Below are 23,028 nucleotides of genomic sequence, written 5' to 3'. Positions count from 1 at the left end.
TTATCTCTTACTACAAACCTACCCTGTAGCCGTTGCGTGCAACGGCTCTACTAGTTTTACCTATTTCTTCAGTTATATGATATTTCCATTTTATTAGAAAAAGATAAAATTTATGAAAAGCTATTTACGCCGTTTTCGCTTATCTGATAAGATATTCAAAAATGGAGCCCACACTTTTTTTATACCTATTTTATCAATTTCTTTCCGTAAATCCCTCTCTATTCACTCCAAACAATATTATAATAAAAATCTATAATTAAATAAAAACAATCGATTTGACTTATAATTATTCTTATCGTAATTTTAACATCGAATCAAGGAAAAATCCAGTTTTTATTATTAATATTATAGTAGAAAAATTAGCATTGAAAACTTAAAATCCTTACAAGCGGTGACTTAGCAAATGTTAATGCGGAATTTTACCTTTAACAGTATTTTACAGTAGAAACTAAACAAACTATAAAAATGGAACATCACTCATCAAATCACGGTTCTCAAGAGGGAGGTAAATGCCCATTCCATCACGGTGCTTCTGCTCCTGCGCCAGCAAGACATGCCGCAGGCGGTGGTACAAGAAACCAAGACTGGTGGCCAAATCAATTACGTTTGAATATCCTTCGCCAACACTCTACTTTGTCTAATCCTATGGGTGAGGATTTCAACTACGCCGAAGAGTTTAAATCATTGGATTTGAGCGAAGTTAAAAAGGAAATTGTTGAGTTGATGACAACTTCACAAGATTGGTGGCCTGCTGACTATGGTCATTATGGTCCATTCTTTATCCGTATGGCATGGCATAGTGCAGGTACTTATCGTACTGCCGACGGTCGTGGCGGTGCAGGTTCGGGCTCTCAGCGTTTCGCTCCTTTGAATAGCTGGCCAGACAACGTAAACTTGGATAAGGCTCGTTTGTTGCTATGGCCAATCAAACAAAAATATGGACGTAAACTTTCATGGGCTGACTTGATGATTTTGGCAGGGAACTGCGCTCTTGAATCAATGGGCTTTAAAACTTTTGGCTTTGGTGGTGGTCGTGAAGACATCTGGGAACCAGAAGAAGATATTTATTGGGGTGCTGAAGACAAATGGCTAGAATTGAGCGGTGGTTCAAAAAGCCGTTATTCTGGCGAACGTGACTTGGAAAATCCTCTAGCTGCGGTACAAATGGGTTTGATTTATGTAAACCCTGAAGGTCCAGATGGCAATCCAGATCCATTGGCTGCTGCTCACGATATTCGTGATACATTTGGCCGTATGGCGATGAATGACGAAGAAACTGTTGCCTTGATTGCAGGTGGACACACCTTCGGTAAAGCACACGGTGCTGCTGACCCAGGCAAATATGTGAGTGCTGAACCTGCAGCAGCTTCTATCGAAGAACAAGGCTTAGGTTGGAGAAACTCTTTCGGCTCAGGTAATGGTGAAAATACGATTACAAGTGGTTTGGAAGGAGCTTGGACTACTACGCCAACTAAATGGAGCAATAACTATTTCTGGAACTTGTTCGGTTATGAGTGGGAATTGACAAAAAGTCCTGCTGGCGCACATCAGTGGATTCCAAAACACGGTATGGGTGCAGAAACCGTTCCAGATGCGCACAATCCATCGAAACGCCACACGCCAATCATGTTTACAACTGACTTGGCTTTGAGATTTGACCCAGCTTATGAAAAAGTTTCAAGACGTTTCTTCGAAAACCCAGATGAATTTGCTGATGCTTTTGCTCGTGCATGGTTCAAATTGACTCACCGTGACATGGGGCCAAAATCATTGTACTTAGGTTCAGAAGTTCCTGCGGAAGACTTAGTATGGCAAGATCCAATCCCTGCGGTTGACCATGAATTAGTTGACGAAAACGATATCGCTGCTTTGAAAGCAAACATCGCTGCTTCAGGTTTATCAGTTTCTGAATTGGTATCAACAGCTTGGGCTTCGGCATCTACTTTCCGTGGTTCTGACAAACGTGGTGGTGCAAATGGCGCTCGTGTACGTTTGGCACCACAAAAAGACTGGGAAGCAAACAATCCTGAGCAATTAGCAAAAGTATTGTCAACATTGACTTCTATCCAAGAGGAATTCAATGCTACACAATCAGGTGGTAAAAAAGTATCATTGGCAGACGTAATCGTGTTGGCTGGTAATGTGGGTGTTGAAATCGCTGCTAAAAATGCTGGTGTTGAGGTATCAGTACCATTTACAGCAGGTCGTACAGATGCTACTGCTGAGCAAACAGATGTAGAATCATTTGCAGTACTTGAGCCATTAGCTGACGGTTTCCGTAACTACAAAAAGAAAAAATATACAACTTCTTCAGAAGAAATGTTGGTCGACAAAGCACAATTATTGACTTTGACAGCTCCAGAAATGACTGTTTTAGTAGGTGGTTTGCGTGTATTGAATACCAACTGGGATAAATCATCTCATGGTGTATTTACTCACCGTCCTGAAGCGTTGACAAACGATTTCTTTGTAAACTTATTAGATTTCTCAACTACTTGGAATGCTACGACAGACGACCAAGAAGTATTTGAAGGTCGCAACCGTATCACGGGTGAAGTGAAATGGACAGCTTCAAGAGTTGACTTAATCTTTGGTTCAAACTCAGAACTTCGTGCGATTGCCGAAGTATATGGTTTCCAAGACTCACATGCGAAATTCGTAAAAGATTTCGTTGCAGCTTGGACAAAAGTAACCAACCTAGATCGTTTTGATTTAAAATAATGATTGACTAGATTATTAAGTTGGTGAATAAAACCCGACGGTCGCTTGACTGTCGGGTTTTTGTTTTTTAGAAAATATTCCCTCCCATTTTTCCCAAGTTTATCCTGCCAAATCCCCAATCTGTCGGAAAGGTTTTCTAAAAATTTAGTGTTTTGATTTGTTTTGAATCAGAAATCAAACAAAATCTTGTTCAACAATTCACTAAATTTAACTTAGCATTCTTTGCCTCCGCAAAGCTTGTTTATCCCAATAGCCATGAACAATAAACCGACTTTTGAAAAAACTTTTGAAGCTGATTCTATCAATCTTCTAGACTTGCAAAACTTTACTGGCGACCTCGAATTGATTGCGCATGACGAGAATACCATTAAAGTAGAAATCTATGCGAGTGTCAGAAGTATTTTTACTTTTTATATCTACAGTGATCCTCTCTTGGAATTTGACTTTGATACACACGATTTGCGTTTTGAACAATCGGGCGATACTTTCAGTATTTATGCTAAACCACGATACTTTAATGTGTTCAACTGGTTTAATTTTCAAAGTACTTCTTTTCGAATCTATATTCCCACTCGTTTGAGTTCCCAAACCAAAACATTTGGGGGCGATGTCTCGCTGAAAGGTATTGGAGGCAATCACTTTTTTGAAACTTGGGGTGGAAAAATTTTGGCACAAAACACCGTGGGTAACCTCAAAGGAAAAACGATGGGTGGCAAAATCGAATTGATTTCTTGCCAAGGAAGTATCGATGTGTCGACGATGGGCGGCAATATTTTTGTGGCAAATAACCAAGCTGATATTCGTTTGGATACGAAAGGTGGCAATATGCTCGTCCAAAATCATAAGGGTTCTATTAATGGTTCGAGCTGGGGTGGTAAAATAGAAGCTTTTGGCGTAGAGGGTTCTTTCGAATGTCATACCTTGGGCGGTAATATTCGTCTGAATGATATTCATGGAAATATTGGCGTAAGTACCAAAGGAGGTAATATTTTCGCTGATATTCAATCGTTACATCAATACGCTTGGTTTGATACTTCGGGGGGAAATATTAAAATCACCATGCCTCTCAACCAACCCATGAATTTGGATGTCTCGGGAAGTCGTATTCAGTTACCGCCTCTTCCAGATTTTAAGGGTTTGATGACCAATGACACCATTCATGGTACTATCCTTGGAGGCGGACCAACGGTAAGCGTCAAAACCTTGGGAGGAAAAATCAAGATTCGTGAAAACAATCAACCATACGAGCCAATCCGACCAACTGACACTACTGTTAAAGATGCCCATAAAACTAACATCAACCTCGAAAAAAAGCCTGTAGATAGCCCAAAAGCTACTTTTTCAACACCCATTAACCAATTTGACATGGTAGACAGACCTAAACCATTTGGTCTAAAACCACCTTATGACTTTGGATTTAGTGTTATTTTTTGTTTGCTTGTCGGTTATGGCATTACGAGTATTGCTTATTTTACCTTAGAAATTTTAGGTCAATGGCAAATTGATTTTTCAGCTATTCAGCCAGATATGGTGCTTTTAACCACTGCGGCTGGACTTTCGGCGACGTTGGCTTGTTACATTTTTTTGACATTCATCGAGCCAAAAATTCCGCTCGATGAAGTTAAGTTTTTACCACTGATGGGCTGTGCGTTTGCTTCTTCCGAAATTATTCAATGGAGTATTTTACAAACTAACGTTTGGGCGTATAGTGTACCTATGGCTATGTATTTTTATTTGGCATTACCTGCTTTTATTAGTTGGGCATTTTTATATTATTGGTTTCAACATCGTAATATCAATCGTAAAATTTCTGAAAAAGAATATCAATTACTCAACTTAGAAAAGCTTAAATCAAAAGCGCAACTAGATGCCTTGGAAGCCAAAATCAATCCTCATTTTTTATACAATGCCCTAAATAGTATTGCAGGGTTGATTCATGAACAACCGAATCAAGCCGAAGAAATGACCATACAATTATCCAAGCTTTTTAGATATACGACGGGTCGAACCGAAGAAAGTTTCCATACGCTTTTTGATGAACTTGAAATCATAAGAGCCTATTTGAGTATCGAGGAGGTACGTTTTGGTCACCGTCTCTCCTACACTATCGCTTGTGATGAAAGTTTGTATTCTCAACAAATTCCTCGATTTTTACTGCAACCCTTGGTCGAAAATGCCATTAAACATGGTATTTCAAAAATAGCCGAGAAAGGTATTATCGAAGTCAACATTAAACAAGACAATGACTTGCTAACCATTCAGATTCAAGATAATGGGCCCGATTTTGCAGAAACCTTAGGCGGTGGTTTTGGCTTGAGAAGTGTTAAGGAAAAACTTAAATTGCTTTATGGCAACAAGGCGTCCTTAGAACTAAAAAACAACCCCAAAATCATCGAAATTCTTATCATGAATCGATAATGAGAAGCAATATCTTGCTTTAGGCTCTAAGCATTAGGCAAAAAAGCTTCAATAAATTCATGAGAAATATTTTGCCGAGAGCCAATAGTCCAATAGTTGAATTTTATTTTACATTCACAACTCAGCATTCATACTTATGCCATACAAAACTATATTAATCGACGATGAACCTATTTCAATCAATCGTATCAAAAGATTATTGAAAGAATATGACGATACCTTTGAAATCATTGGCGAAGCACTCAACGGACAAGAAGGGCTGGAAATGATAGAAGACCTCAGACCAGATTTGATATTTTTAGATATTGAAATGCCTATTTTGACTGGTTTTGAAATGCTCGAAAGACTTACTTTCATGCCGATTGTGATTTTTGTGACAGCTTATGATCAATTTGCCATAAAGGCTTTTGAAGAAAATTCTATTGATTATTTATTAAAACCTATCGAAAAATCTCGCTTGGATAAAGCCGTTCAAAAGCTTCAGAAATTTACAGAAAATCAATCCGTGCAACTGTCGATTGATAGCCTCCAAAGCCTTACAGAACTTCTTAAACCTAAAAAAGACATTCATTCCATTTCTGTAAAGCAAGGTGATAAAATCTTAATCATTGCCTTACAAGACATTGCCTTTTTTCAGGCCGATGACAAATATGTTTTTTTACATACCCTCGATAATAAACAATATATCACCAATTATACCATCAGTAACCTAACCGAAAAACTCCCTTCGCATTTTATCAGAATTAGTCGTTCGAGCATTGTGAATGGTAACCAAATTAGAGAATTAGAAAAGCATTTTAGTGGAAAATACCTCGTAGCGCTCAATGACAGCAAGCGTACCAAATTAGAGACAGGTATCTCCTATCACGATAATCTCAAAAGGTTTTCATTGTAGAGACGTTGCAGGCAACGTCTCCAGCAAAAGATTTAATATCATGTAAATGTCAAAACAAATATGTGAAGACGTTGCGTGCAATGTATCTACGGTTTTTGTGTGGCGAAATATTCCTTTTTCACAACAGATGCCGTTTTATGCTCGCCCGAATGGTGCCAGCCTGGAGGCATAAAGATATATAAAACTTTGTCTTTTAGTGTCGGTGCATGATATACGTCTTTGGCTAATAGGATAATCTCACCAAAATAAGCATCCCAAAAATCGCCAGATTTAATTGGTCTGGTAATACCATATTCGATTTCCTCCTCATGTTTTTCATCTTGTAACGTTCCGAATACCTTATCCCAAATATTGAGCAAATTACAAAAGTTGGTATCCATATACAAAGGATTACGGGCATGATGTACTCGGTGATGTGAGGGAGTCAAAATGATATGATTTAAGAAACCTAAACGAGCATCTTTCACCAAGTTTTCGCCAATATGAATAAAAGCCCCCCAAGTGCCATCGATAAACATAATTAGGAACAACAAAGGAGGGTTTACTCCCATCAATATACAAATCGTAGTACGAATAATATCAGCATAAGGTCCTTCCAAGAAAAAGTGTGCATAAGTAATGGAAAGATTCATAGACTCGGAAGCATGATGTGTTGAGTGCAAACACCAAAATAGACGCACCTTATGACCTAAATAGTGGTACACAAAATGAGCAAATTCCCAGACCACGTAGCCATAAATAAACCAATACCAAGTAAACTCCGATTTGAAAATGGCATAAGGCTCAAACAATCCTATACAAATCCCCACCATCCCAATCGAAATAAACCGAGATATAACACGATTGAAGATATAGGTAAAAAAAGCAATTTTATATTGGGTAAAGCTCAAGCGTTGAAAGAAAAACGCTCGGATTAGCTCGATGACAAGCAATACAGGAATAAGCGGAGCCAATGCTTTTCCGATACCGTCTTGCGTTAATAAGGCTTTATAGTTGTCCGTCTGAATAATTTCAATCAGACCACTAAAGCTAAAAAAGCCTACAATTTCACGATACAAGGTTTCTAAGATTTCCATAATGTTAAGTTTGAGAAAATTGGTTTTCAAAATTTAACAAAATCATTTTAGAAAACTCTCAGGTTCTGTATGTTTTAGGCAGCACAACAATAATTTGCAATTCGCGAATTGCAAATTATCCATAAAACAATAGAGACGCAATATCTTGCGTCTCTACAATCAACCTGATTTCTTAATTGGTTTTTACTATTACGTTATCTACAAAAAACATAGTTGGTGCACAAGGTTCGTCGGCACCTTTGAGTGGTGGGTCATTAGTTTCGTTTGGTGTTTGACGTGTTGGAAAATTACGATAAGCACCTGTGCGTAGCGATAATCTTTCTATTGACTTCACAGCCTCCGCCAATTGCGCCTTTTCTAATACTTTCTTACCATTAATCAATAACGTATAGTTACCATGGGTATTCGCTTCTGTCAAAATCTCGATTTTATACCATTGACCTTTTTGATAAGAGGATACCACTTTTTCGGTGCTTCCAGCGGTAGCGATGATTTGCCCGTTTTCATCAAAACGGACACGTACAGGACGATTGCCGTACTGGTCGGTTAGGTCTATTTCAAGTCTTCCTGTATTGGTAGCATCTGCGAATATATCTAAACTAGTCTGCGCTTTAGTTCCTTCTTGAAAAACTCGAATGGCACGAGCATAATCATACAAATCGGTATCGGACAACTGTAAAGCTTTGCCTGTTCTGTTAGGCGCTTTTACTACCTCTATCGGTGCCCATTTCGGAGCGTAAATATTCCAGTTAGGCACAGCGCCTTCTAAAGCTAAAGCATCAAAATTATCCGAAACAGTACCTTTTACCGCATATTGAATTGGCACAGGAGTACGACTTACCCATACATCCTCTTTATTGACGGTATAGGTCATCCACATATCATTGCCGGGAGGATTACCATTCCCTTCTTCGATGCCACGCATATAACAAGGTCCAAAATCTTTCCAGCGACCCGTAAATCTACGCACGGGTACTTCGCCTTGAATCAAGAGCATATTATCAAACAAAACTCCATCCTCGCCCGTCACCACGACCAAGGGAAAACGATACTGCGTTTGTTCAATAGGGTTATAACTAATCGCATAACGACCATCGTCTGTTTTTTGTCCCCATTGTTTTCCACCAGACATTAAAAATGTTGGTACTTTTACAGGTTCTGAAAAAGTTTTTCCTTCGTCATCCGAAAGCGCTACTAAAGATTTTTTCCAAAGAGCCACCACTTTTCCATCTTTACGATGATAATACGACAAAGCTTGTCCCGATTTGTTGCCATTATAAAAACCATCTACACCATGATCCTCATCATACCATTGGAACGTCATCAATTTATCTTTTAGCAAAGCATCACAAGCAGTGACAAAACCTGCATCTGTAGATTTTTTGTAGAAAGGATACGAGGTATTGCTTTCATTCCAGTTGGCTTCACTTTCATAACGTATAAAGTATATCGGTCCGTAAGAACCATCCTTGTAGGCTTCGCGTACCACGCGACCGATTCCCCCTTTTCCAAAAGGGTCATCCGTGTGTCCATAAAAGGCAATTACTAACAAACGACCATCAGGAGCCACATAAAACCCCATGCGTTGGTGCATCATATAACCATGATAACCCGCAGGAATCTTCACACCTTCGGGCGCTTTGTAGGGAGGAAAAACCACTTCAGGTTTTTCCCAATGACGACCATCTTTTGATTTCACGATTAGGGTTTGTCCTGGCGCTACGTGCTCATCAACGGGATTGCTCAAATACTGCTGGTAAAAAGTATTATTCCAGTAACAAAGATTAGAGGCATGGTTGTAGGTCCAGCCATAGCCATCGGCGTATTCGGGATGGGTGCGGTTGGCACGCATGGTCTGGCGGTTTTCGGTACCAATGGCATAACGCAAACGCCCTTCGTGCACACTTGGGTCAACGGTTTGACCGCCGATATAACGCACGGGTTCTGCCACACTGCCTGTTTGGGCAAAGCTAGCACTGGCTAAACCGACAAGAATACAGGGAATAGAAACGATTTTTTTCAAAGTTTTAGAAACGATTTTAAGAGTGAAAATTGGGTAAATCAGTAAAGAGTGAACAGGCACAAAGGGTAAATTAATGTCTATTCATCTCAAATTTAAGGTAAAAACCTATTTTTATACTCCAAGACTATAGGGTAGTTTTTGGATAAAAAGCATTCCTTTAAGCCTGATTAGTTCGTTTTTTCCGAAAAGCTGTTGGCGTATTTCCTGTGTATTTTCTGAATTGTTTACAGAAATGGCTTTCATCTGTAAACCCAAATTCATCCGCTATTTCGGTCAAAGTGTGCTGACTAAATTGAAGCCGTGCTTCTATCAAACTCATTTTGAGCTTCGTGATATACTGTTTCAGAGGCTCGCCTGTATGTCGTTTGAAGAAAATGCTGATATAGGCAGGTGAATAGTGAAAAACCTCAGCCAAATGCTCGATGGTCAAAAAATCAGGTTGATAGATATGTTGTTTGATATAGCGTAAAATAGCCTCTACCGAATCGTTTGGAGCAATTGAGGCGGTATTTTGTCCTAATAAATTTCTCGCTAAAATCATCATCATACTTCGCATTAGGTTATCTCGAATAATTTCAAAATACGAAGATTCAGGGTTTTGATATTCGCTCTCAAGTACCTGTAATAAATGATGAAGTTTTTGTTTTTCCACTAAATCATGGACAATCGAACCTCGACTTTGCGAAGAGGTATATAACAAGGTTTCTACAATCTGTTGCCAAGTATTGCCATCATGCGCTTGTTGTTTCAAAAAAGATTCATTAAACCTGATAAAGCAAAATTCCGTCAAGCTATGTATATCAAAATCATGGAAGTCTTCGGGACCTACCAAAAACACATCTCCATCCGAATAGTCAAATGAATTACCATTGAGATTATGCCTTCCTTGCCCTTTCAGGATAAAAATAATTTCGAAATAAGTATGCTTGTGTACCGAATGCTCCCATTGGTTCGCCTCAAAATGATAAATATTGAAAGAAGTATGTAAAATATAACGTTTCATCGACCATCAGGATGTTTACTAATTATCTACCAAGATATAATGGATTTTTACCATTATCTAGAAAAAATCATTTGTAGTTTTGTGTTAAAGTTTCAGTATTCTAGCACAGATATTACGATAAACCACTTATAATCAACATCAAATATCATAAAGAAAGTTTAATCTATCCATAAAGAGCATAATGGAAATATACATTTTACTTGCTCATCACTTCAAAACATTTACACAATCATGAAAAAATTAGAAAGACGTTCATTCTTGACCAAAGCCGCAGCAGCGTCGGCATTGACAGCAGTTGCACTACCTTCGGAAGCAAAGCCAAAGAAAAAAATCTTTATCCACCATGTTTATTTTTGGTTGAAAAATCCTTCAAGTGAGGCCGACAAAAACAAGCTTATCGAAGGACTAACAGGATTATCGAAAGTGCCAACCATTCGTTTCCATCACATTGGCACACCTGCAAGTACCAACCGTAGTGTTATCGAGCGAGGATATTCGGTTTCATGGATGTTGTTTTTTGATAATTTGGAAGAAGAGGAAATCTACCAAAAACACCCTATTCACCTCAAATTTGTAGAAGACTATTCACACCTTTGGGAGAAGGTAATTGTGTATGATGCAGAGCAGATTTAGGAAAGAGGCTTGAGGGATAAGGTATTAGTTTACATGATTCGTGATATAGCCACAAGCTTTTATGGGAATAAATAATCTATAAAAGCTTGTGGCTAATTTCATGGATATACTTTGAAATAATGAGTAAATCTCTATCTTTGAAACATCGTTAAAAGTTACCTCAAAACTCATTCTATATCTATCTCATGCGTTCGAAATCGTTATTACTCAACCTGCTAGTTATATCATTTCCTTTATTTTTTATTTGGAATTGCGGACCTCGAAAGAATGATGCCGTTGATACAAATACCGATTCAACAGTAAATCATTCTTCTAAAGTGCTGGCTCAAGTTTTAGCATCACCTGATACTAACGAACGTCAAATCCAATCAGGGCAATTTACATTTACTTTTGAGCCATCTACTAAAAAAATATACCATCAGTACTCTACAAAATCTTTTATTATGCCAGATAGTTCTGGACTTCGCCAAGAGGGTTTGAACTGGTATGCATTGGATATGGAAGGCAAGGAAAAGCTTGTGCTCTCTGGAAATGATAATGAGGGGGTTGATAGTTTTGTCGTTTATGAGTGTTTAGGCTCTGTTAAAAATCTACCATATTGGGTTTTTAAGGTCAATTTTTATGAAGGAGGAATGTTTACTCTGGTCAATAAAAATACGGGAGAAAAAATAGATCTAGTGAGCCCTCCCATTATATCACCAGACCAAAAGTGGCTTATAAGTGTATCTTCCGACTTAATTGCCGAATACAACTTTAATGGCTTTGTATTACTAGAAATCAAAGACCAAAAACTAGTCAAAAGTGCAGAAGTAGCACTCAAAACCAAAGGAATAGAAGATGCCAAATGGATTGATAATAACACGCTTTCCATCAAAGAAACCTATATTCAAAACGATGAAGAAGCCACAAGATATAGCATTCTGAGAATCAAAACTCAATAAAAGTAGGTTAATCTAAGTGAAAAACGATCATTCAATACTCAGCTAGTTACCTATGTTATACACAAATAAGCACTCGAAACCTTGACCTTTTGATCGATTAAATGTAAAAGATGGATAGCGTTTTGAGTCCAGAAAAATGTTATTTAACTTCAAGAAAGCTGACTTTTCAATAATACAAAAAGTGCGAAAAGAATAGTATAAGGAATTATCGCCAAAGTGTAAAAATGTAATACAAAACTTTCGTATATTTAGTAGTTGTACGTAAGTTTATTGCAAAGTCATAACAGCCTCAAAGCTTGGGAGTTGTGACTTGAGAGAAGTATAGTTTGATTTTACATGGAAATAATTCATTTAACACCTTAAACAAAAAAATAGTTATTATGAAAAAAATATTATTTGGACTTTTGACACTCGGAATTACAAATCTTTGTGCTGCTCAAACAGTTGACAAAAAAGATGAAGTAAAATTTACACCTCCTGTAATTAAAAAGGACGAAGAAGTAAAATTCACTCCCCCTGTAATTAAAAAGGACGAAGAAGTAAAATTTACCCCCCCTGTAATCAAAAAGGACGAAGAAGTAAAATTTACTCCTCCTGTAATTAAAAAGGACGAAGAAGTAAAATTCACTCCCCCTGTAATCAAAAAGGACGAAGAAGTAAAATTTACTCCTCCAGTAATTAAGAAAAACAAGACAACAAAGAAAAAAGTAAGATAAAATTTACTTCTTCTACAAGCAGTAAATACAAATCAACTAAATAGAAATCTGTTCAGTATCAACTTTTTGATACCAACTTATCATGAAGTTGGTATCATTACATTTGTCAATGAAAATCAAAAAATACTTTCTTGATTCATATTCAAACTGACAGATAACCAAACCTACGTACAACATTGGTAGCTGTTGCACAACTCATTTTCCTAAAAATACTATTACAGAATATCCCTCCAGACCTCTTTTAAAGCAATTTAAAGGAGGTCTTTTTTTAGTTGCTGAGAATACTCACAAACTTGAAGCACTTAAAACCAAGTCCTTTTCTGAGATTTTGCTTTCTTATATACCTTTAAAATACACATTTCAGATAATTTTCTAAGTCAAAATTAAAGGTTCTACACAAGATGGAAGTCTATGGTTATTTCGATATATTTGAGTTGTGCAACGGGCATAGCGGGTTTGCCAAAATGGGGGCTGACGAACAAAGGCTCAAGTTTAGTCTTTCAATTTAGTACAAGGGTTGGACTGAAGTGCCTTGATTTCCACACTTAGCCAAGCCCTGTCCGTTACCTGTAACCTTAACAGACTCCCTGCAAAAATTGGACAGAAATACAACTACTAATCTAAAACTATTTTCCTGTGCTTTTGACCCCAAGCAACAATTTGACCAATTAATGGTTCTAATGACTTTCCGTGTTTGGTAAGACTATATAAAACTGACACAGCACTTGATGCTTCTACTTCACGACAAACAAGTTTATTCATTTCAAGATACTTCAATTCTTTGGTTAAAGTTCGTGGTGTAATACTTCCTAGATCCCTCTTGAGTTCGTTAAATCTTTTTTCTTTGTCGCAGAGGCTTGCTAAAATTGCACCACGCCAACGACCACCAATTATATCTATTACGTCTTGAACATCTCTTAACTGAACCTGTTTTTGTTTATTCTTCATTTTGAAAACATTGTAGTATCCTAAAAGATAGTAGTATTCTCTGTAAATGTAGTATATTTTAGATACTACATTTATACATTTGCAGAAAATAATTTAATCGTAAAATATGAACATCACAATTATTGGTGCTTCGGCAGGTGTTGGACTTGACACTGTAAAGAGAGCGTTAGAAAGAAATCATACCGTAACTACCTTGTCTCGTTCTGAAATTAATTTGACAAATGTGAACTTGACAACTTTGAAAGGAAGTGCTACAAATAAACCTGATTTGAAAAAATCTATTGAAAATGCAGATGCTGTAATTGTGGCTTTAGGAACAGGAAAAAGTATGAAAGCAACTTCTTTGTATTCCGACTTTGCCAAACTACTCGTAGAAATTCACCAAGAAACTGACACCCATGTTCCATTTGTTGTTTTGACAGGTTTTGGAGCAGGAGAAAGTGGACAATACAATGGATTTATTATGAAATTATTTTTCAAATTTCTACTCAAAGATGTTTATGCCGACAAAACCAAAATGGAAGAAATAATTACAAATTCAAAAATGAAATGGGTAATTGTAAGACCAGGGCTTTTGAAGAACAAACCATTGACAGAAAAGTATAGAATAGAAAATAAACTCTTTAAAGGCATAAACATCAGCAGCATCAATCGTTCAGATGTTGCCGACTTTTTAGTAAAACAAGTAGAAAATCCAACACAACTAAATAACTACGTTTCACTTTCAAATAAATAAAAATGACAAATCAAAATTTAATTATTGGCATACCAACACCCGTAAAAATCTTCACTTGGATATTAATTTGTGCTGGCAGTTTCTTCTTTTACGTTTACACTTTCAAACCAGTAATTAGTTTCCCAAATGCAACATTAGACACTTATTCAGCCAAAATGGGTTTTGCAAGCACTGGAGTACGAATTTTAGGAAGTGTATTAGCGCTGTTAATTTCAGTTTTAGCGAACAATCCCCGTTGGTTATTCATAACCCTTATTTCAAGAGTATTTATTGAATTAGGCGATGTTGTAGTTGGGCTAATTCTTGACGGAGTAACTGCAAACTCCTTTGCTTTAATCGCTTTGGCAAGTGCTGAAATATGGACTGTATGGCGACTATGGAAAGTAATAAAAATAAATCCATAAACGAAGAAGAAGGCAACAGGTAACAAGGTATTGGCAAAAAAAGGGTTGAAGTGTAAACTTCAGACTTGGGACTTCTATTAAATTTTTGTGCTAATTTTAAGTATTAATGCAAAATAAAATTGCATTAATATGCTTTAGGCAGTAAGCCGTTGGCATTAGGCAAAAAATGTAATCATGATTTCATTAGAAACACTTTATACTTTCAGCATACTGCATATAGCCTAATGCCTATGGCGGGTAAAATCATTTTCATTTTGCCCGCTAACTTAATCTGACGTTTTTCAAGACCCTGCCTTCGTTACTACCCGAAACATTAGGTAGTGAAAAAACTTAAAACATACGTCTTTAGAATATAATATTTGAAAATCTCTTGGAGAACTATCCGAATATATAACTGAATCAAGATAGTTTTTAATTGGCTGGCATTAACAACTTTATAGGAATAGCACCTTTTCAATTAAAAATGTAAGTGATAAACATGAAATACATTTTGACACTTTTATTATTTATTCTTGTTGGAGATGCGTTTTCACAAGACAAGCTATTTCGAAACACACCTAAAAAAATAGCAGATTTTCAGCAACTCGCCAGTAAAGCTAGCTATAAAAACGATTCAATATACCCTAGAGCTTATGATGACTCTATACGGAACTACATTATTAACAGCAAAATTGACAACTATTCATTCAAAACAATAGACGGGAAATTTTTAACAACAGAAAACGTAAGCAAACCAATTTTTCTGGTTACAAGTGCTTCATGGTGTGGTCCTTGTCGTATCCTTGTGAAGCCATTAAACAAAATAGCTGAAGAATACAGTGATAAAATACAATTTGTGGTTTTGTATTGGGATACAAAAGAGAAGATTGATGGCCTTGCGAAAAAATATTCTAGCAAAGTCACGATTGTTCCTTCTCCAAATCAATCAAGTTCTGACGGTATGATGAGTCTTAATATTGCAGGATTTACTCACTCATTAGGCTACCCCACCCACTATCTTATTAAAAACAAAATAATTATTGACTATTTCACCGGAGCTCTGGAAGCAAACGTAAAAACACAAAACTCTAAAGAAGGGGTTGAATCCTCAATCCTAGATATAGAAACGAAAACATTCAACCTAAACTACGAATTACTTAAAACTAGCGTTGAAAAACTGTTGAAATAGTATTCTATTGAACCGCCAAATGACCAAGCCTTTAACGTTGGTGACAACCACAAAAAAATATTTCAAATTTAAGATGAAACTAATTCTACTACCGATTTTTATACTTTTGACAATCAATATTTTCGCCCAGTCTACAGAAAAGTTTGACGGAATTGAAAGTAATGATATTAGAATTATTAGTGTGGATAAAACATTAAAAAAATGTTTGAGCGCTAATGAAGGCTCTACAACACTTGGCATGAAACAATGCTATTTAGATAATATTCCTAAAATGGATAACGTCCTTAATATTGTCTATAAAGAAGTCTTAAAAATGTTAAAAAAAGATGACCAAGAAAGGCTAAAAGTAAGCCAAAGAGCATGGATTAAGTTTTATCAAGCAGAAACAACTTTGACTAACGAAGTATTTAGAAGTTGGTCAAATTACTCAAAATATCAGTATGGCTCATAGATTAATGTAACAGAAATTCATATGACATACACATTATTAAGAGAGCGAGCGAATAGACTAAGCTATTATTTATCAACTGAATAGCATATTAAATAGGGTCTAATTTCAGGCAATTTGAATGCTACTGAAATATGGTTTCCTCGCTCGTTGACAATTTATTGGTGAACTTGGGTTACCCTTTGCGTGAGTATATATCATCACATAGACAAAAGCTTCGGCCACCAATATGGTAGCTGTTCAAAATGCTTATTTTTCTAAAACATACATTCAAACCTCTCTTAAAACCATTTAAAGGAGGTCTGTTTTTTAAGACTTAAAGCACTTAAATTCAAACCATCTCCCGATTTTTCGACATCAATTATCAAAACTTACCAAGCTATCCAGACTGATTTTTATACTGGAGTTTTTTATGCCCTTATATACTTTTAAAACAAGTATTTTCTGGCAATTTGCCAAAGTAAAATTAAAGGCACTACCTAAAATGGAAATCAATGTTTATTTCTATATTTTTGAGTTGAGCAAATTGAACACATGCATCAATTAGCTAACAGCGAAGGATCAAAAGCAGGTTTTCAAAATTCCCACCTGCCACAAACCCACAATAGCGAGTGACACTACACATAAACAATGAAACATCACTTCGGAGACTTTTTAGACAGAACAGGCGACTATTGGACAATCATTCCCAATAGAGAAAGATTTGCATTTATGACAGACTTTGAAATTGCGAACAAGGACGAAGTAAAAATATTAACGATTAGCAAAACCCAAAACAAAACTCATTGGGAACAAATATTTGACTGTCCAAAACTGGAAGAACTAACGCTTCACGACCCAAGCAAAGAACAGGTTCAAGCAATTCGCAGCCTAACAAACATAAAGCGTTTAAGAGTAACTTTTTTCAAAGCTACCAATATTGACTTTATTGGTGACTTACATAATTTAGAAGAATTGGTTCTTGAATATGTTTCAGGATTTACCGACTTGTCGCCCCTTTCAAAGCTGACAAAACTAAAATCGGTACATTTTGAAAATCTTCGCAAAGTTTCAAATTTTGATGGACTAAAAGGAGCGAACAGTTTACGGTATTTATATATCAACGGGACGCTTGATTGGAGTCAACCTATTGACAATTTTGAGTTTTTAAGAGGACTCCCAAATCTTGAAGTATTCTCTCTTGGTTGGATTATTAACAAGTCACCATTCCCTGCGCTCACATCCGTTCTGACCTTAAAAAAATTGAAAAAAATTAGCATAGTAAGCAACACACTTCCAACCCAAGAGTTTGCATTTTTGGAACGTGCTCTACCAAATGTTCAAGGTGCTAACAATGAAATTTATCGAAGAATCGCATATGGTAGTTTAAAGTTGACAAATGATGATTTTCGTTCTCAACTTTCAGAAGAAATAATCAAAGAAAAACACCCAGAAGTTAGGATAGTTTATGATGGAACAAGAGAAATAAACGACCCAAATACAGAGTGGTTTGAGTTCATAGGTAAACAGGCAGGACGTGTAAGATGTAATAGTCCAAAAGCAGACGAAAAAATTAAAGAATTTAGACAAAAATATGGGCAATATAAAATTGAAGCAGAGAGAATTATTCAAAACTACTGTCACTAACACGGATTTTACAATGGTAGTACTGACAGAATAAAATTACCTAATTATTGCGTTGCTCTGCAACCCTTCACAGTAATTTATAATGGAGAAAACCGATAAATCTATACATAACATTTGTATTGCTTCAATCAAGAGAAATACAATAAAGCCGTATGACTTTAAATGGACGAAGTTTTACGAAAACAATGCTGATTTCCCTTATTCTGGACTTGAAATTGAGTTGGCTGACAACGAGCTATATATTTGTTCAACGTTTATTGACAATGACAACTTTAGTATACTGACATCAAGACGCTTAGTGACTAAACAGAACGGACAATTATGCTCGGAAAATATTCTAGGGGCAACCAACAAACTATGTGGAAACTTTAAAGGGGGTGAAGACGAAAATAATTATATATTCGGACAGATTCAACTACCAAGCGGAAACGTATTAAAGTATTTTATTGAAACAGGAAATGCCTCAATGGTGATGATATACGGTGTAAGAACATTAATTAGAACAAATACAATGACACCAAATCAGGTTGATACTATTGCCCGAGCTTGGAATAACAGATTAAATAAATAGAACTATCGTTAAAATAAGCTTTTCGTCAGCCGACGAAAAAAGATGGGAACTTCTATTTAACTCAATTAGGCTTTACCGACATTGGTAGTGCTGACTTTGAAGGCTATCTGTTATTAAAAAAAGATCATATTGAAATACACTTTTTTGAGTTTAAAGAACTTGACCCAAAAGAAAACTATGGGCAGGTTTATATTCGTACCAACGACATTGAAGTGCTTTACCAATCTATGTTGGACAACAACCATAACATTCATCCATCAGGACATTTACAAACTAAACCTTGGGGACAAAAAGAGTTTTCTATGCTTGACCCAGATAACAATTTACTTACCTTTGGACAAAGAATGTAGGTTTTTGACAAGATAAAAACTCAACTCTAAGAACTTTTCTATACTTTTGTTTCGGCAGAAGGAAATCTTTCTAGCATTTATAAGTAACTCAATAATAAAATTTTACACTCATAATTTTTCCAAAAAAATGAGATTTGGATTCCCTTCCTGCTATAAGCCCTCCTACTCTTTGGCGACAATATACACAAACCTTAAACTTACTGACAAAAAATGGCATATATAATGGTAGACATAGAAAGTGATGGACCAATTCCAGGAGACTATTCTATGATTTCATTTGGAGCAGTTTTGGTAGACGAACATCTTGACATGACATTTTACGGAAAGCTAAAACCTATTTCGGACAAATATATTTTGGAGGCTCTCACTGTTTCAGGACATTCAAGAGAAGAAACCCTAGGTTTTGAAGAACCTAAGATTGTAATGGAAAACTTCGCGAATTGGATTAAGGAAACTTGTAAAGACAGACCCATTTTTATAAGCGACAATAATGGTTTTGATTGGATGTTTATTTGCTGGTACTTTCATCATTTCATAGGGACAAACCCTTTCGGATTTAGTTCTCAAAACTTGGGAAGTCTTTATAAAGGAATTGAAAAGGACACCTTCAAGACATTCAAACACTTACGTAAAACCAAACATACGCATAACCCTGTGGATGATGCGAAAGGAAATGCGGAAGCATTACTAACAATGAAAAAAGAGTTTGGGCTTAAAATAAAGTTTTGACTATGACCCCACAAAGAAACAAGAAAAATATTATCCAATATCCCCCCGAAACTTTAAGAACTTTTGAAGTAAAAAATTAAGCATTAATGTAAAATAAAAATGTATTAATATGCATTAGGCTATAAGCCGTAGGCAGTAGGTAAAAATGAATTCATAGTATTATTGTAAACACTTTTATACTTCCAGCATACCACAAATAGCTTAGTAAAATTCTTTTAATTTTGCTCACTAACTTATGGTAAGTTATGCTTGACACATAGATAAATACTACCGCAAAATGGTTTATAACAAGTGGGTCGAAAGGAATAGAATTCTATTTTGAGAAAGAGCGGACAAGAAGTGATTATTGATAAAGAAGCCTATAAAAAATAATTTTTGAATTTACAGACTAAGTTGAGGGTTTTTATAGGTCAAGTTTGCCCAATACAATTCCAACAGACAACTTTGAAAAGCAAGGTTACTTGACGTTTTGGAAGGAATGGAGAAATTTACTAGACGAATGAAAATGCCACATAAACAGATTTTGTGTCAGACAGTTGTAATTTCAACACTTTAAATGCTCTCAAGTATTTGTACAAAGGCTGGATTGTCGTTTTCAAAAGCCCACTCCATTGCTAAGCCGTAAACTATTATAGCTAATTTTATGAAGTCCGTTCAATCGATAATTATTTGGACCATTTTAGTTTTTGTAACATTGACTTTGCTGACAATGAAAAACGAAGCCGCCTCTGATGGTATTGACTCTTATGGCTTCCCACTTACATTCTTTGACCATTTTGGAGGCAAGTGTGACGACTGCTATCATAAATTTGGGTTTAAAATAACTCATTTATTTATAGACATTTTATTCGCACTGACTTCCGTTTTTTTCATTACAATACTCAAGCGAAAGTTGACCAATAAAACTAAGGGCATAAAATTTAAAGAATAAAACCTCCTAAGGACTTTATTTCGTACTTCGGTTTATGCTAGGGCTTTTTACACCATTCAACTTTTGTCAGCAAGACAAGATATTGAAAAAGGTAAAATTCAAATAGTGGAAATGGGTGAAATTCCATTACACTTTAAACAAAAACAAAAACTGGCAAACTCTTATGGCTTTGACCTTTATCTATTGGATTGTAATGTGACAACAGACCTAGTCAATGGGACTAAATATTATAACAAGACAATGGTGGACCATTTAGAAAGCCAATATGGTATTGGTTGGTGGACAAAATTCCAAGCCCGAATTGACAGCATCGATCATGTAAATAATCAATTCGAAAGAGAATAAGAACATCAGATTGCAATAACAGACACATTTCAGGTTAGTCTGGAGGCTTTGAATCAACATTCGTAATAAAATATCAACCTTTGCCAAGCTGTTGACGTTGGCAGAAAGCTAAAACAATAGATGATCAATAAAAAAGAACTGGGGATTTTACTGACAATTGTTACATTGGACTTGATTACAAAAATACTTGCCAATAATTATTTGCCATTTGGACAGCAAGTAAATGTTATTGGGAACAAGTTAAGTCTTTATTTAACATATAACCAAGGTTCCACTGGGGAACAAGCCAGCTTTTTATTACAGGCACAAAAAGATAAAAATATAGCTATAATTTTAATTTGCATAAATGGGCTTTCATTACTGACATACTTACTCATAATTCGGAAACTCAATCTCGGAACGATTTATAAGGTAATCATTGGCATTATTCTATATGTAGCGTTGACTAATGTAGCTGAAATTATAAAACCCATTTTGACACAATATAATATTACATCTTGGGCAGCTTCGGTAATGGGTAAAGTAACAGGTTTGATAATTTACGGTGTATTGTTTTATTTTACCAAAGACAAATTAGCAAGACTTTCGGTGATATTGATTCTAGCTTGTGGTTTTGGTAATCTACTTAGTCACTTTTATCGTCCTTTTTTAGTTATTGACTTTATTTATATCGATGGATTATATGAACTTTTAAGGATTGGCGTTTTTAATTTTGCTGACTTATCATTCGATGTTGGAATAGTAGGATTAATGGTATTTTTATTGATTTGGGCATTTAGAAAACTAACTGGAAGTACGTCGGGCAAGTGATTACAGACGAAAATAATTGTAGATAGGCACTTTTCAAAACATACACCCAAAAGCATCCCAGCAGACAACTTTCAAACTCCCCTCCTACCCAAGTCCTATTTGTTGGTAGCAATTTTATGAGAATAATCCGCATTACGAAAATAGAAGAAGATGCAATTGAACGAATTTCGTTTTTGACAATTCCTCAAAATAGCGTTGAGCCATCTGAGTATATTTTACCCATTTATAAAGGAACCGTTAGTGGCTTGCCTCAAAACATAAATGCCATTGTGGTTACGTCTGACTTGCAGGGCGTTGTAAATCAAGGAGGAGAAAATCTACTTTTAGGTGAGGTATTAGCCGACAATCTAAAATTAATATTTGATATTTATTTCCCAACAATTGAAAGAGAAAAAACAATCGCCTTTTTATGTGGCGACCTTTATGCTGATTTAACCAAACGAGGACAAAGTGGAAATCCAATAAATGTTTGGAAAAAGTTTGCGTCAGTTTTTGGTTGGACTATCGGAATTGCAGGTAATCACGATAATTTTGATGACAACATTGAAGAAATATTCTCAATTAAGAACACAAAAATTCTTATAAATGAAATTTTTGAAATCGAGGGATTACAAATTGGAGGGTTGAGCGGAATTATTGGACGCCCCGATAAAAATTTTAGATTGCAAGAAGCAGTTTATTTAAAAGCCTTATCAAATCTTTTGAACAAAAAACCTACTATTTTACTGACTCATTTATCTCCAAAAATTTTAGAGAAAGAATTTCAAGGAGATGAAAGAGTTACGGAAACATTGGAAAATGGAAACATAACAACTTTGTTTTGTGGACATTCTCATTGGAACACCAATCAACCTTACAACTTAAAAAATAAAACACAAATACTTAATGCTGACACAAAAGTTTTCGTACTAACAAAAGAATAAAAACTACTACCAACATGATAAAGATACTTGTTATCAAAGTTGGTGCTATTTATAAGGTTAAATGCCTCTAGGTTACACTATCAACTCCACCCAGCACAAATGCTTTTTCATTGACAATAATTACAAAAATCTCAACATGCGACATTTCACAATCATAATTTTACTGATTTCGACACTTTTTGCTTCTGGACAAACAACTGACAAAATTAATAGTGCAGCATTCAAGAAGGGCAATAAAATGGACAAGCAAGAATTTTGGAAAATAATCAATTTTTCTTTTGACAAGGCACAACATGACAAGACTTTACAAGAGAAACTTATTATTGACCAATTATCAAGTTATACCACAGACCAAATTATAGAATTCGAGATTATCTTCAGACAACTTGTCATTGAAGCCGACGACTTTAAAGTAATGGCTGCTGGAAAAATAATTGAAGGTCATGTAACTGACGATACATATTTATACTTTCGTTGTTGGCTTGTAGGGCAAGGTGTCGGCTTCCCATTTTTAGTACAGTTTAAAAATATACATAATCTGATTGTTTTGATTATGTATTTAACCCTTCTTGGGCTGAGTGTAGCGTAGCGGAACGAAGCCCAAGAAGGGTGT

Annotated in this window: 21 protein-coding genes and 1 pseudogene; 18 read left to right on the top strand and 4 right to left on the bottom strand. The window is 35.9% G+C overall.

All coding sequences use genetic code 11. The features are described 5' to 3' along the window. The first annotated feature begins 465 nt into the window (after positions 1-465). The 3 genes from katG (at position 466) to QM481_RS22680 (ending at position 6,034) form a co-directional block, all read left to right on the top strand. A complete protein-coding gene (gene katG / locus QM481_RS22690; RefSeq protein WP_283383467.1) occupies positions 466-2,721 on the top strand; it encodes a catalase/peroxidase HPI in 2,256 nt (751 codons plus the stop codon). A gap of 255 nt (positions 2,722-2,976) precedes the next feature. Next, positions 2,977-5,139, top strand: a complete 2,163-nt coding sequence (locus QM481_RS22685; RefSeq protein WP_283383466.1) for a histidine kinase — start codon at positions 2,977-2,979, stop codon at positions 5,137-5,139. 136 nt (positions 5,140-5,275) lie between these two features. Further along, positions 5,276-6,034 (top strand): LytR/AlgR family response regulator transcription factor, encoded by a 759-nt coding sequence (locus QM481_RS22680; protein WP_310589682.1) that lies wholly within the window; start codon positions 5,276-5,278, stop codon positions 6,032-6,034. 86 nt (positions 6,035-6,120) lie between these two features. Here the strand turns inward: QM481_RS22680 and QM481_RS22675 are convergent, their stop codons facing one another. From QM481_RS22675 to QM481_RS22665, 3 genes are all read right to left on the bottom strand, one after another. Next, complete coding sequence (locus QM481_RS22675; protein ID WP_283383465.1) at positions 6,121-7,110, bottom strand: sterol desaturase family protein; 990 nt, start codon at positions 7,108-7,110, stop codon at positions 6,121-6,123. Between the two features lie 172 nt (positions 7,111-7,282). Next, on the bottom strand, positions 7,283-9,133 hold the full coding sequence (locus QM481_RS22670) for a sialidase/neuraminidase family protein (protein ID WP_283383464.1): 1,851 nt from the start codon (positions 9,131-9,133) through the stop codon (positions 7,283-7,285). A gap of 157 nt (positions 9,134-9,290) precedes the next feature. Then, on the bottom strand, positions 9,291-10,136 hold the full coding sequence (locus QM481_RS22665; protein WP_283383463.1) for a helix-turn-helix domain-containing protein: 846 nt from the start codon (positions 10,134-10,136) through the stop codon (positions 9,291-9,293). Positions 10,137-10,367: 231 nt separating this feature from the next. Here QM481_RS22665 and QM481_RS22660 point away from each other — a divergent pair, with 231 nt between their 5' ends. The 3 genes from QM481_RS22660 to QM481_RS22650 all read left to right on the top strand — a co-directional run bounded on the left by QM481_RS22660 (position 10,368) and on the right by QM481_RS22650 (position 12,426). Further along, positions 10,368-10,769, top strand: coding sequence for a Dabb family protein (locus QM481_RS22660; protein WP_166549295.1), 402 nt, complete (start codon positions 10,368-10,370; stop codon positions 10,767-10,769). Positions 10,770-10,954: 185 nt separating this feature from the next. Further along, positions 10,955-11,710 carry a hypothetical protein gene (locus QM481_RS22655; protein ID WP_283383462.1) on the top strand — a complete coding sequence of 252 codons (756 nt, stop codon included), beginning with the start codon at positions 10,955-10,957 and terminating at the stop codon, positions 11,708-11,710. Between the two features lie 380 nt (positions 11,711-12,090). After that, on the top strand, positions 12,091-12,426 hold the full coding sequence (locus tag QM481_RS22650) for a hypothetical protein (protein WP_283383461.1): 336 nt from the start codon (positions 12,091-12,093) through the stop codon (positions 12,424-12,426). Between the two features lie 615 nt (positions 12,427-13,041). On the opposite strand, the gene QM481_RS22645 is transcribed toward QM481_RS22650, so the two are convergent. After that, positions 13,042-13,374, bottom strand: coding sequence for a winged helix-turn-helix transcriptional regulator (locus tag QM481_RS22645; RefSeq protein WP_283383460.1), 333 nt, complete (start codon positions 13,372-13,374; stop codon positions 13,042-13,044). 106 nt (positions 13,375-13,480) lie between these two features. Here QM481_RS22645 and QM481_RS22640 point away from each other — a divergent pair, with 106 nt between their 5' ends. From QM481_RS22640 to QM481_RS22585, 12 genes and pseudogenes are all read left to right on the top strand, one after another. Beyond that, positions 13,481-14,110 (top strand): NAD(P)-dependent oxidoreductase, encoded by a 630-nt coding sequence (locus QM481_RS22640; protein WP_283383459.1) that lies wholly within the window; start codon positions 13,481-13,483, stop codon positions 14,108-14,110. Between the two features lie 2 nt (positions 14,111-14,112). Continuing rightward, complete coding sequence (locus QM481_RS22635) at positions 14,113-14,514, top strand: hypothetical protein (protein ID WP_283383458.1); 402 nt, start codon at positions 14,113-14,115, stop codon at positions 14,512-14,514. 478 nt (positions 14,515-14,992) lie between these two features. After that, positions 14,993-15,682: a TlpA family protein disulfide reductase gene (locus tag QM481_RS22630; protein ID WP_283383457.1), complete on the top strand. Its 690-nt coding sequence runs from the start codon at positions 14,993-14,995 to the stop codon at positions 15,680-15,682. Positions 15,683-15,755: 73 nt separating this feature from the next. Continuing rightward, positions 15,756-16,133: a lysozyme inhibitor LprI family protein gene (locus QM481_RS22625; protein WP_283383456.1), complete on the top strand. Its 378-nt coding sequence runs from the start codon at positions 15,756-15,758 to the stop codon at positions 16,131-16,133. A gap of 708 nt (positions 16,134-16,841) precedes the next feature. Next, positions 16,842-17,756, top strand: coding sequence for a leucine-rich repeat domain-containing protein (locus tag QM481_RS22620; protein WP_283383455.1), 915 nt, complete (start codon positions 16,842-16,844; stop codon positions 17,754-17,756). Between the two features lie 82 nt (positions 17,757-17,838). After that, positions 17,839-18,327 carry a hypothetical protein gene (locus QM481_RS22615; protein ID WP_283383454.1) on the top strand — a complete coding sequence of 163 codons (489 nt, stop codon included), beginning with the start codon at positions 17,839-17,841 and terminating at the stop codon, positions 18,325-18,327. A 59-nt stretch (positions 18,328-18,386) separates the two neighbouring features. Continuing rightward, positions 18,387-18,677, top strand: a pseudogene (locus tag QM481_RS24945) (DUF8817 family protein); the annotation flags it as partial. 210 nt (positions 18,678-18,887) lie between these two features. Beyond that, the gene (locus QM481_RS22605; protein WP_283383452.1) at positions 18,888-19,406 is read left to right on the top strand and encodes a 3'-5' exonuclease family protein; all 519 of its coding nucleotides are present in this window, start codon (positions 18,888-18,890) and stop codon (positions 19,404-19,406) included. 994 nt (positions 19,407-20,400) lie between these two features. Beyond that, positions 20,401-20,682: an FEKKY domain-containing protein gene (locus QM481_RS22600; RefSeq protein WP_283383451.1), complete on the top strand. Its 282-nt coding sequence runs from the start codon at positions 20,401-20,403 to the stop codon at positions 20,680-20,682. A 120-nt stretch (positions 20,683-20,802) separates the two neighbouring features. Continuing rightward, positions 20,803-21,492 (top strand): signal peptidase II, encoded by a 690-nt coding sequence (locus QM481_RS22595; RefSeq protein ID WP_283383450.1) that lies wholly within the window; start codon positions 20,803-20,805, stop codon positions 21,490-21,492. 116 nt (positions 21,493-21,608) lie between these two features. After that, the gene (locus QM481_RS22590; RefSeq protein ID WP_283383449.1) at positions 21,609-22,415 is read left to right on the top strand and encodes a metallophosphoesterase family protein; all 807 of its coding nucleotides are present in this window, start codon (positions 21,609-21,611) and stop codon (positions 22,413-22,415) included. A gap of 136 nt (positions 22,416-22,551) precedes the next feature. Continuing rightward, a complete protein-coding gene (locus tag QM481_RS22585; protein ID WP_283383448.1) occupies positions 22,552-23,004 on the top strand; it encodes a DUF4240 domain-containing protein in 453 nt (150 codons plus the stop codon). Positions 23,005-23,028: the final 24 nt, after the last annotated feature.

It is taken from the genome of Flectobacillus rivi, from assembly GCF_030056655.1.
GTDB classification, from domain to species: Bacteria; Bacteroidota; Bacteroidia; order Cytophagales; family Spirosomataceae; genus Flectobacillus; species Flectobacillus rivi.
The sequence above is the reverse complement of the archived record's forward strand: the minus strand, read 5'-3'. Positions and strand labels throughout refer to the sequence as shown.

Bases quoted from the DNA above. Each gene is read 5' to 3' on its own strand.
- QM481_RS22655 (WP_283383462.1), top strand. From the start codon at position 10,955: ATGCGTTCGAAATCGTTATTACTCAACCTGCTAGTTATATCATTTCCT.
- QM481_RS22675 (WP_283383465.1), bottom strand. From the start codon at position 7,110: ATGGAAATCTTAGAAACCTTGTATCGTGAAATTGTAGGCTTTTTTAGC.
- QM481_RS22620 (WP_283383455.1), top strand. From the start codon at position 16,842: ATGACAGACTTTGAAATTGCGAACAAGGACGAAGTAAAAATATTAACG.
- QM481_RS22665 (WP_283383463.1), bottom strand. From the start codon at position 10,136: ATGAAACGTTATATTTTACATACTTCTTTCAATATTTATCATTTTGAG.
- QM481_RS22595 (WP_283383450.1), top strand. From the start codon at position 20,803: ATGATCAATAAAAAAGAACTGGGGATTTTACTGACAATTGTTACATTG.
- QM481_RS22660 (WP_166549295.1), top strand. From the start codon at position 10,368: ATGAAAAAATTAGAAAGACGTTCATTCTTGACCAAAGCCGCAGCAGCG.
- QM481_RS22685 (WP_283383466.1), top strand. From the start codon at position 2,977: ATGAACAATAAACCGACTTTTGAAAAAACTTTTGAAGCTGATTCTATC.
- QM481_RS22630 (WP_283383457.1), top strand. From the start codon at position 14,993: ATGAAATACATTTTGACACTTTTATTATTTATTCTTGTTGGAGATGCG.
- katG (WP_283383467.1), top strand. From the start codon at position 466: ATGGAACATCACTCATCAAATCACGGTTCTCAAGAGGGAGGTAAATGC.
- QM481_RS22650 (WP_283383461.1), top strand. From the start codon at position 12,091: ATGAAAAAAATATTATTTGGACTTTTGACACTCGGAATTACAAATCTT.
- QM481_RS22585 (WP_283383448.1), top strand. From the start codon at position 22,552: ATGCGACATTTCACAATCATAATTTTACTGATTTCGACACTTTTTGCT.
- QM481_RS22680 (WP_310589682.1), top strand. From the start codon at position 5,276: ATGCCATACAAAACTATATTAATCGACGATGAACCTATTTCAATCAAT.
- QM481_RS22605 (WP_283383452.1), top strand. From the start codon at position 18,888: ATGGCATATATAATGGTAGACATAGAAAGTGATGGACCAATTCCAGGA.
- QM481_RS22590 (WP_283383449.1), top strand. From the start codon at position 21,609: ATGAGAATAATCCGCATTACGAAAATAGAAGAAGATGCAATTGAACGA.
- QM481_RS22645 (WP_283383460.1), bottom strand. From the start codon at position 13,374: ATGAAGAATAAACAAAAACAGGTTCAGTTAAGAGATGTTCAAGACGTA.
- QM481_RS22615 (WP_283383454.1), top strand. From the start codon at position 17,839: ATGGAGAAAACCGATAAATCTATACATAACATTTGTATTGCTTCAATC.
- QM481_RS22635 (WP_283383458.1), top strand. From the start codon at position 14,113: ATGACAAATCAAAATTTAATTATTGGCATACCAACACCCGTAAAAATC.
- QM481_RS22640 (WP_283383459.1), top strand. From the start codon at position 13,481: ATGAACATCACAATTATTGGTGCTTCGGCAGGTGTTGGACTTGACACT.
- QM481_RS22625 (WP_283383456.1), top strand. From the start codon at position 15,756: ATGAAACTAATTCTACTACCGATTTTTATACTTTTGACAATCAATATT.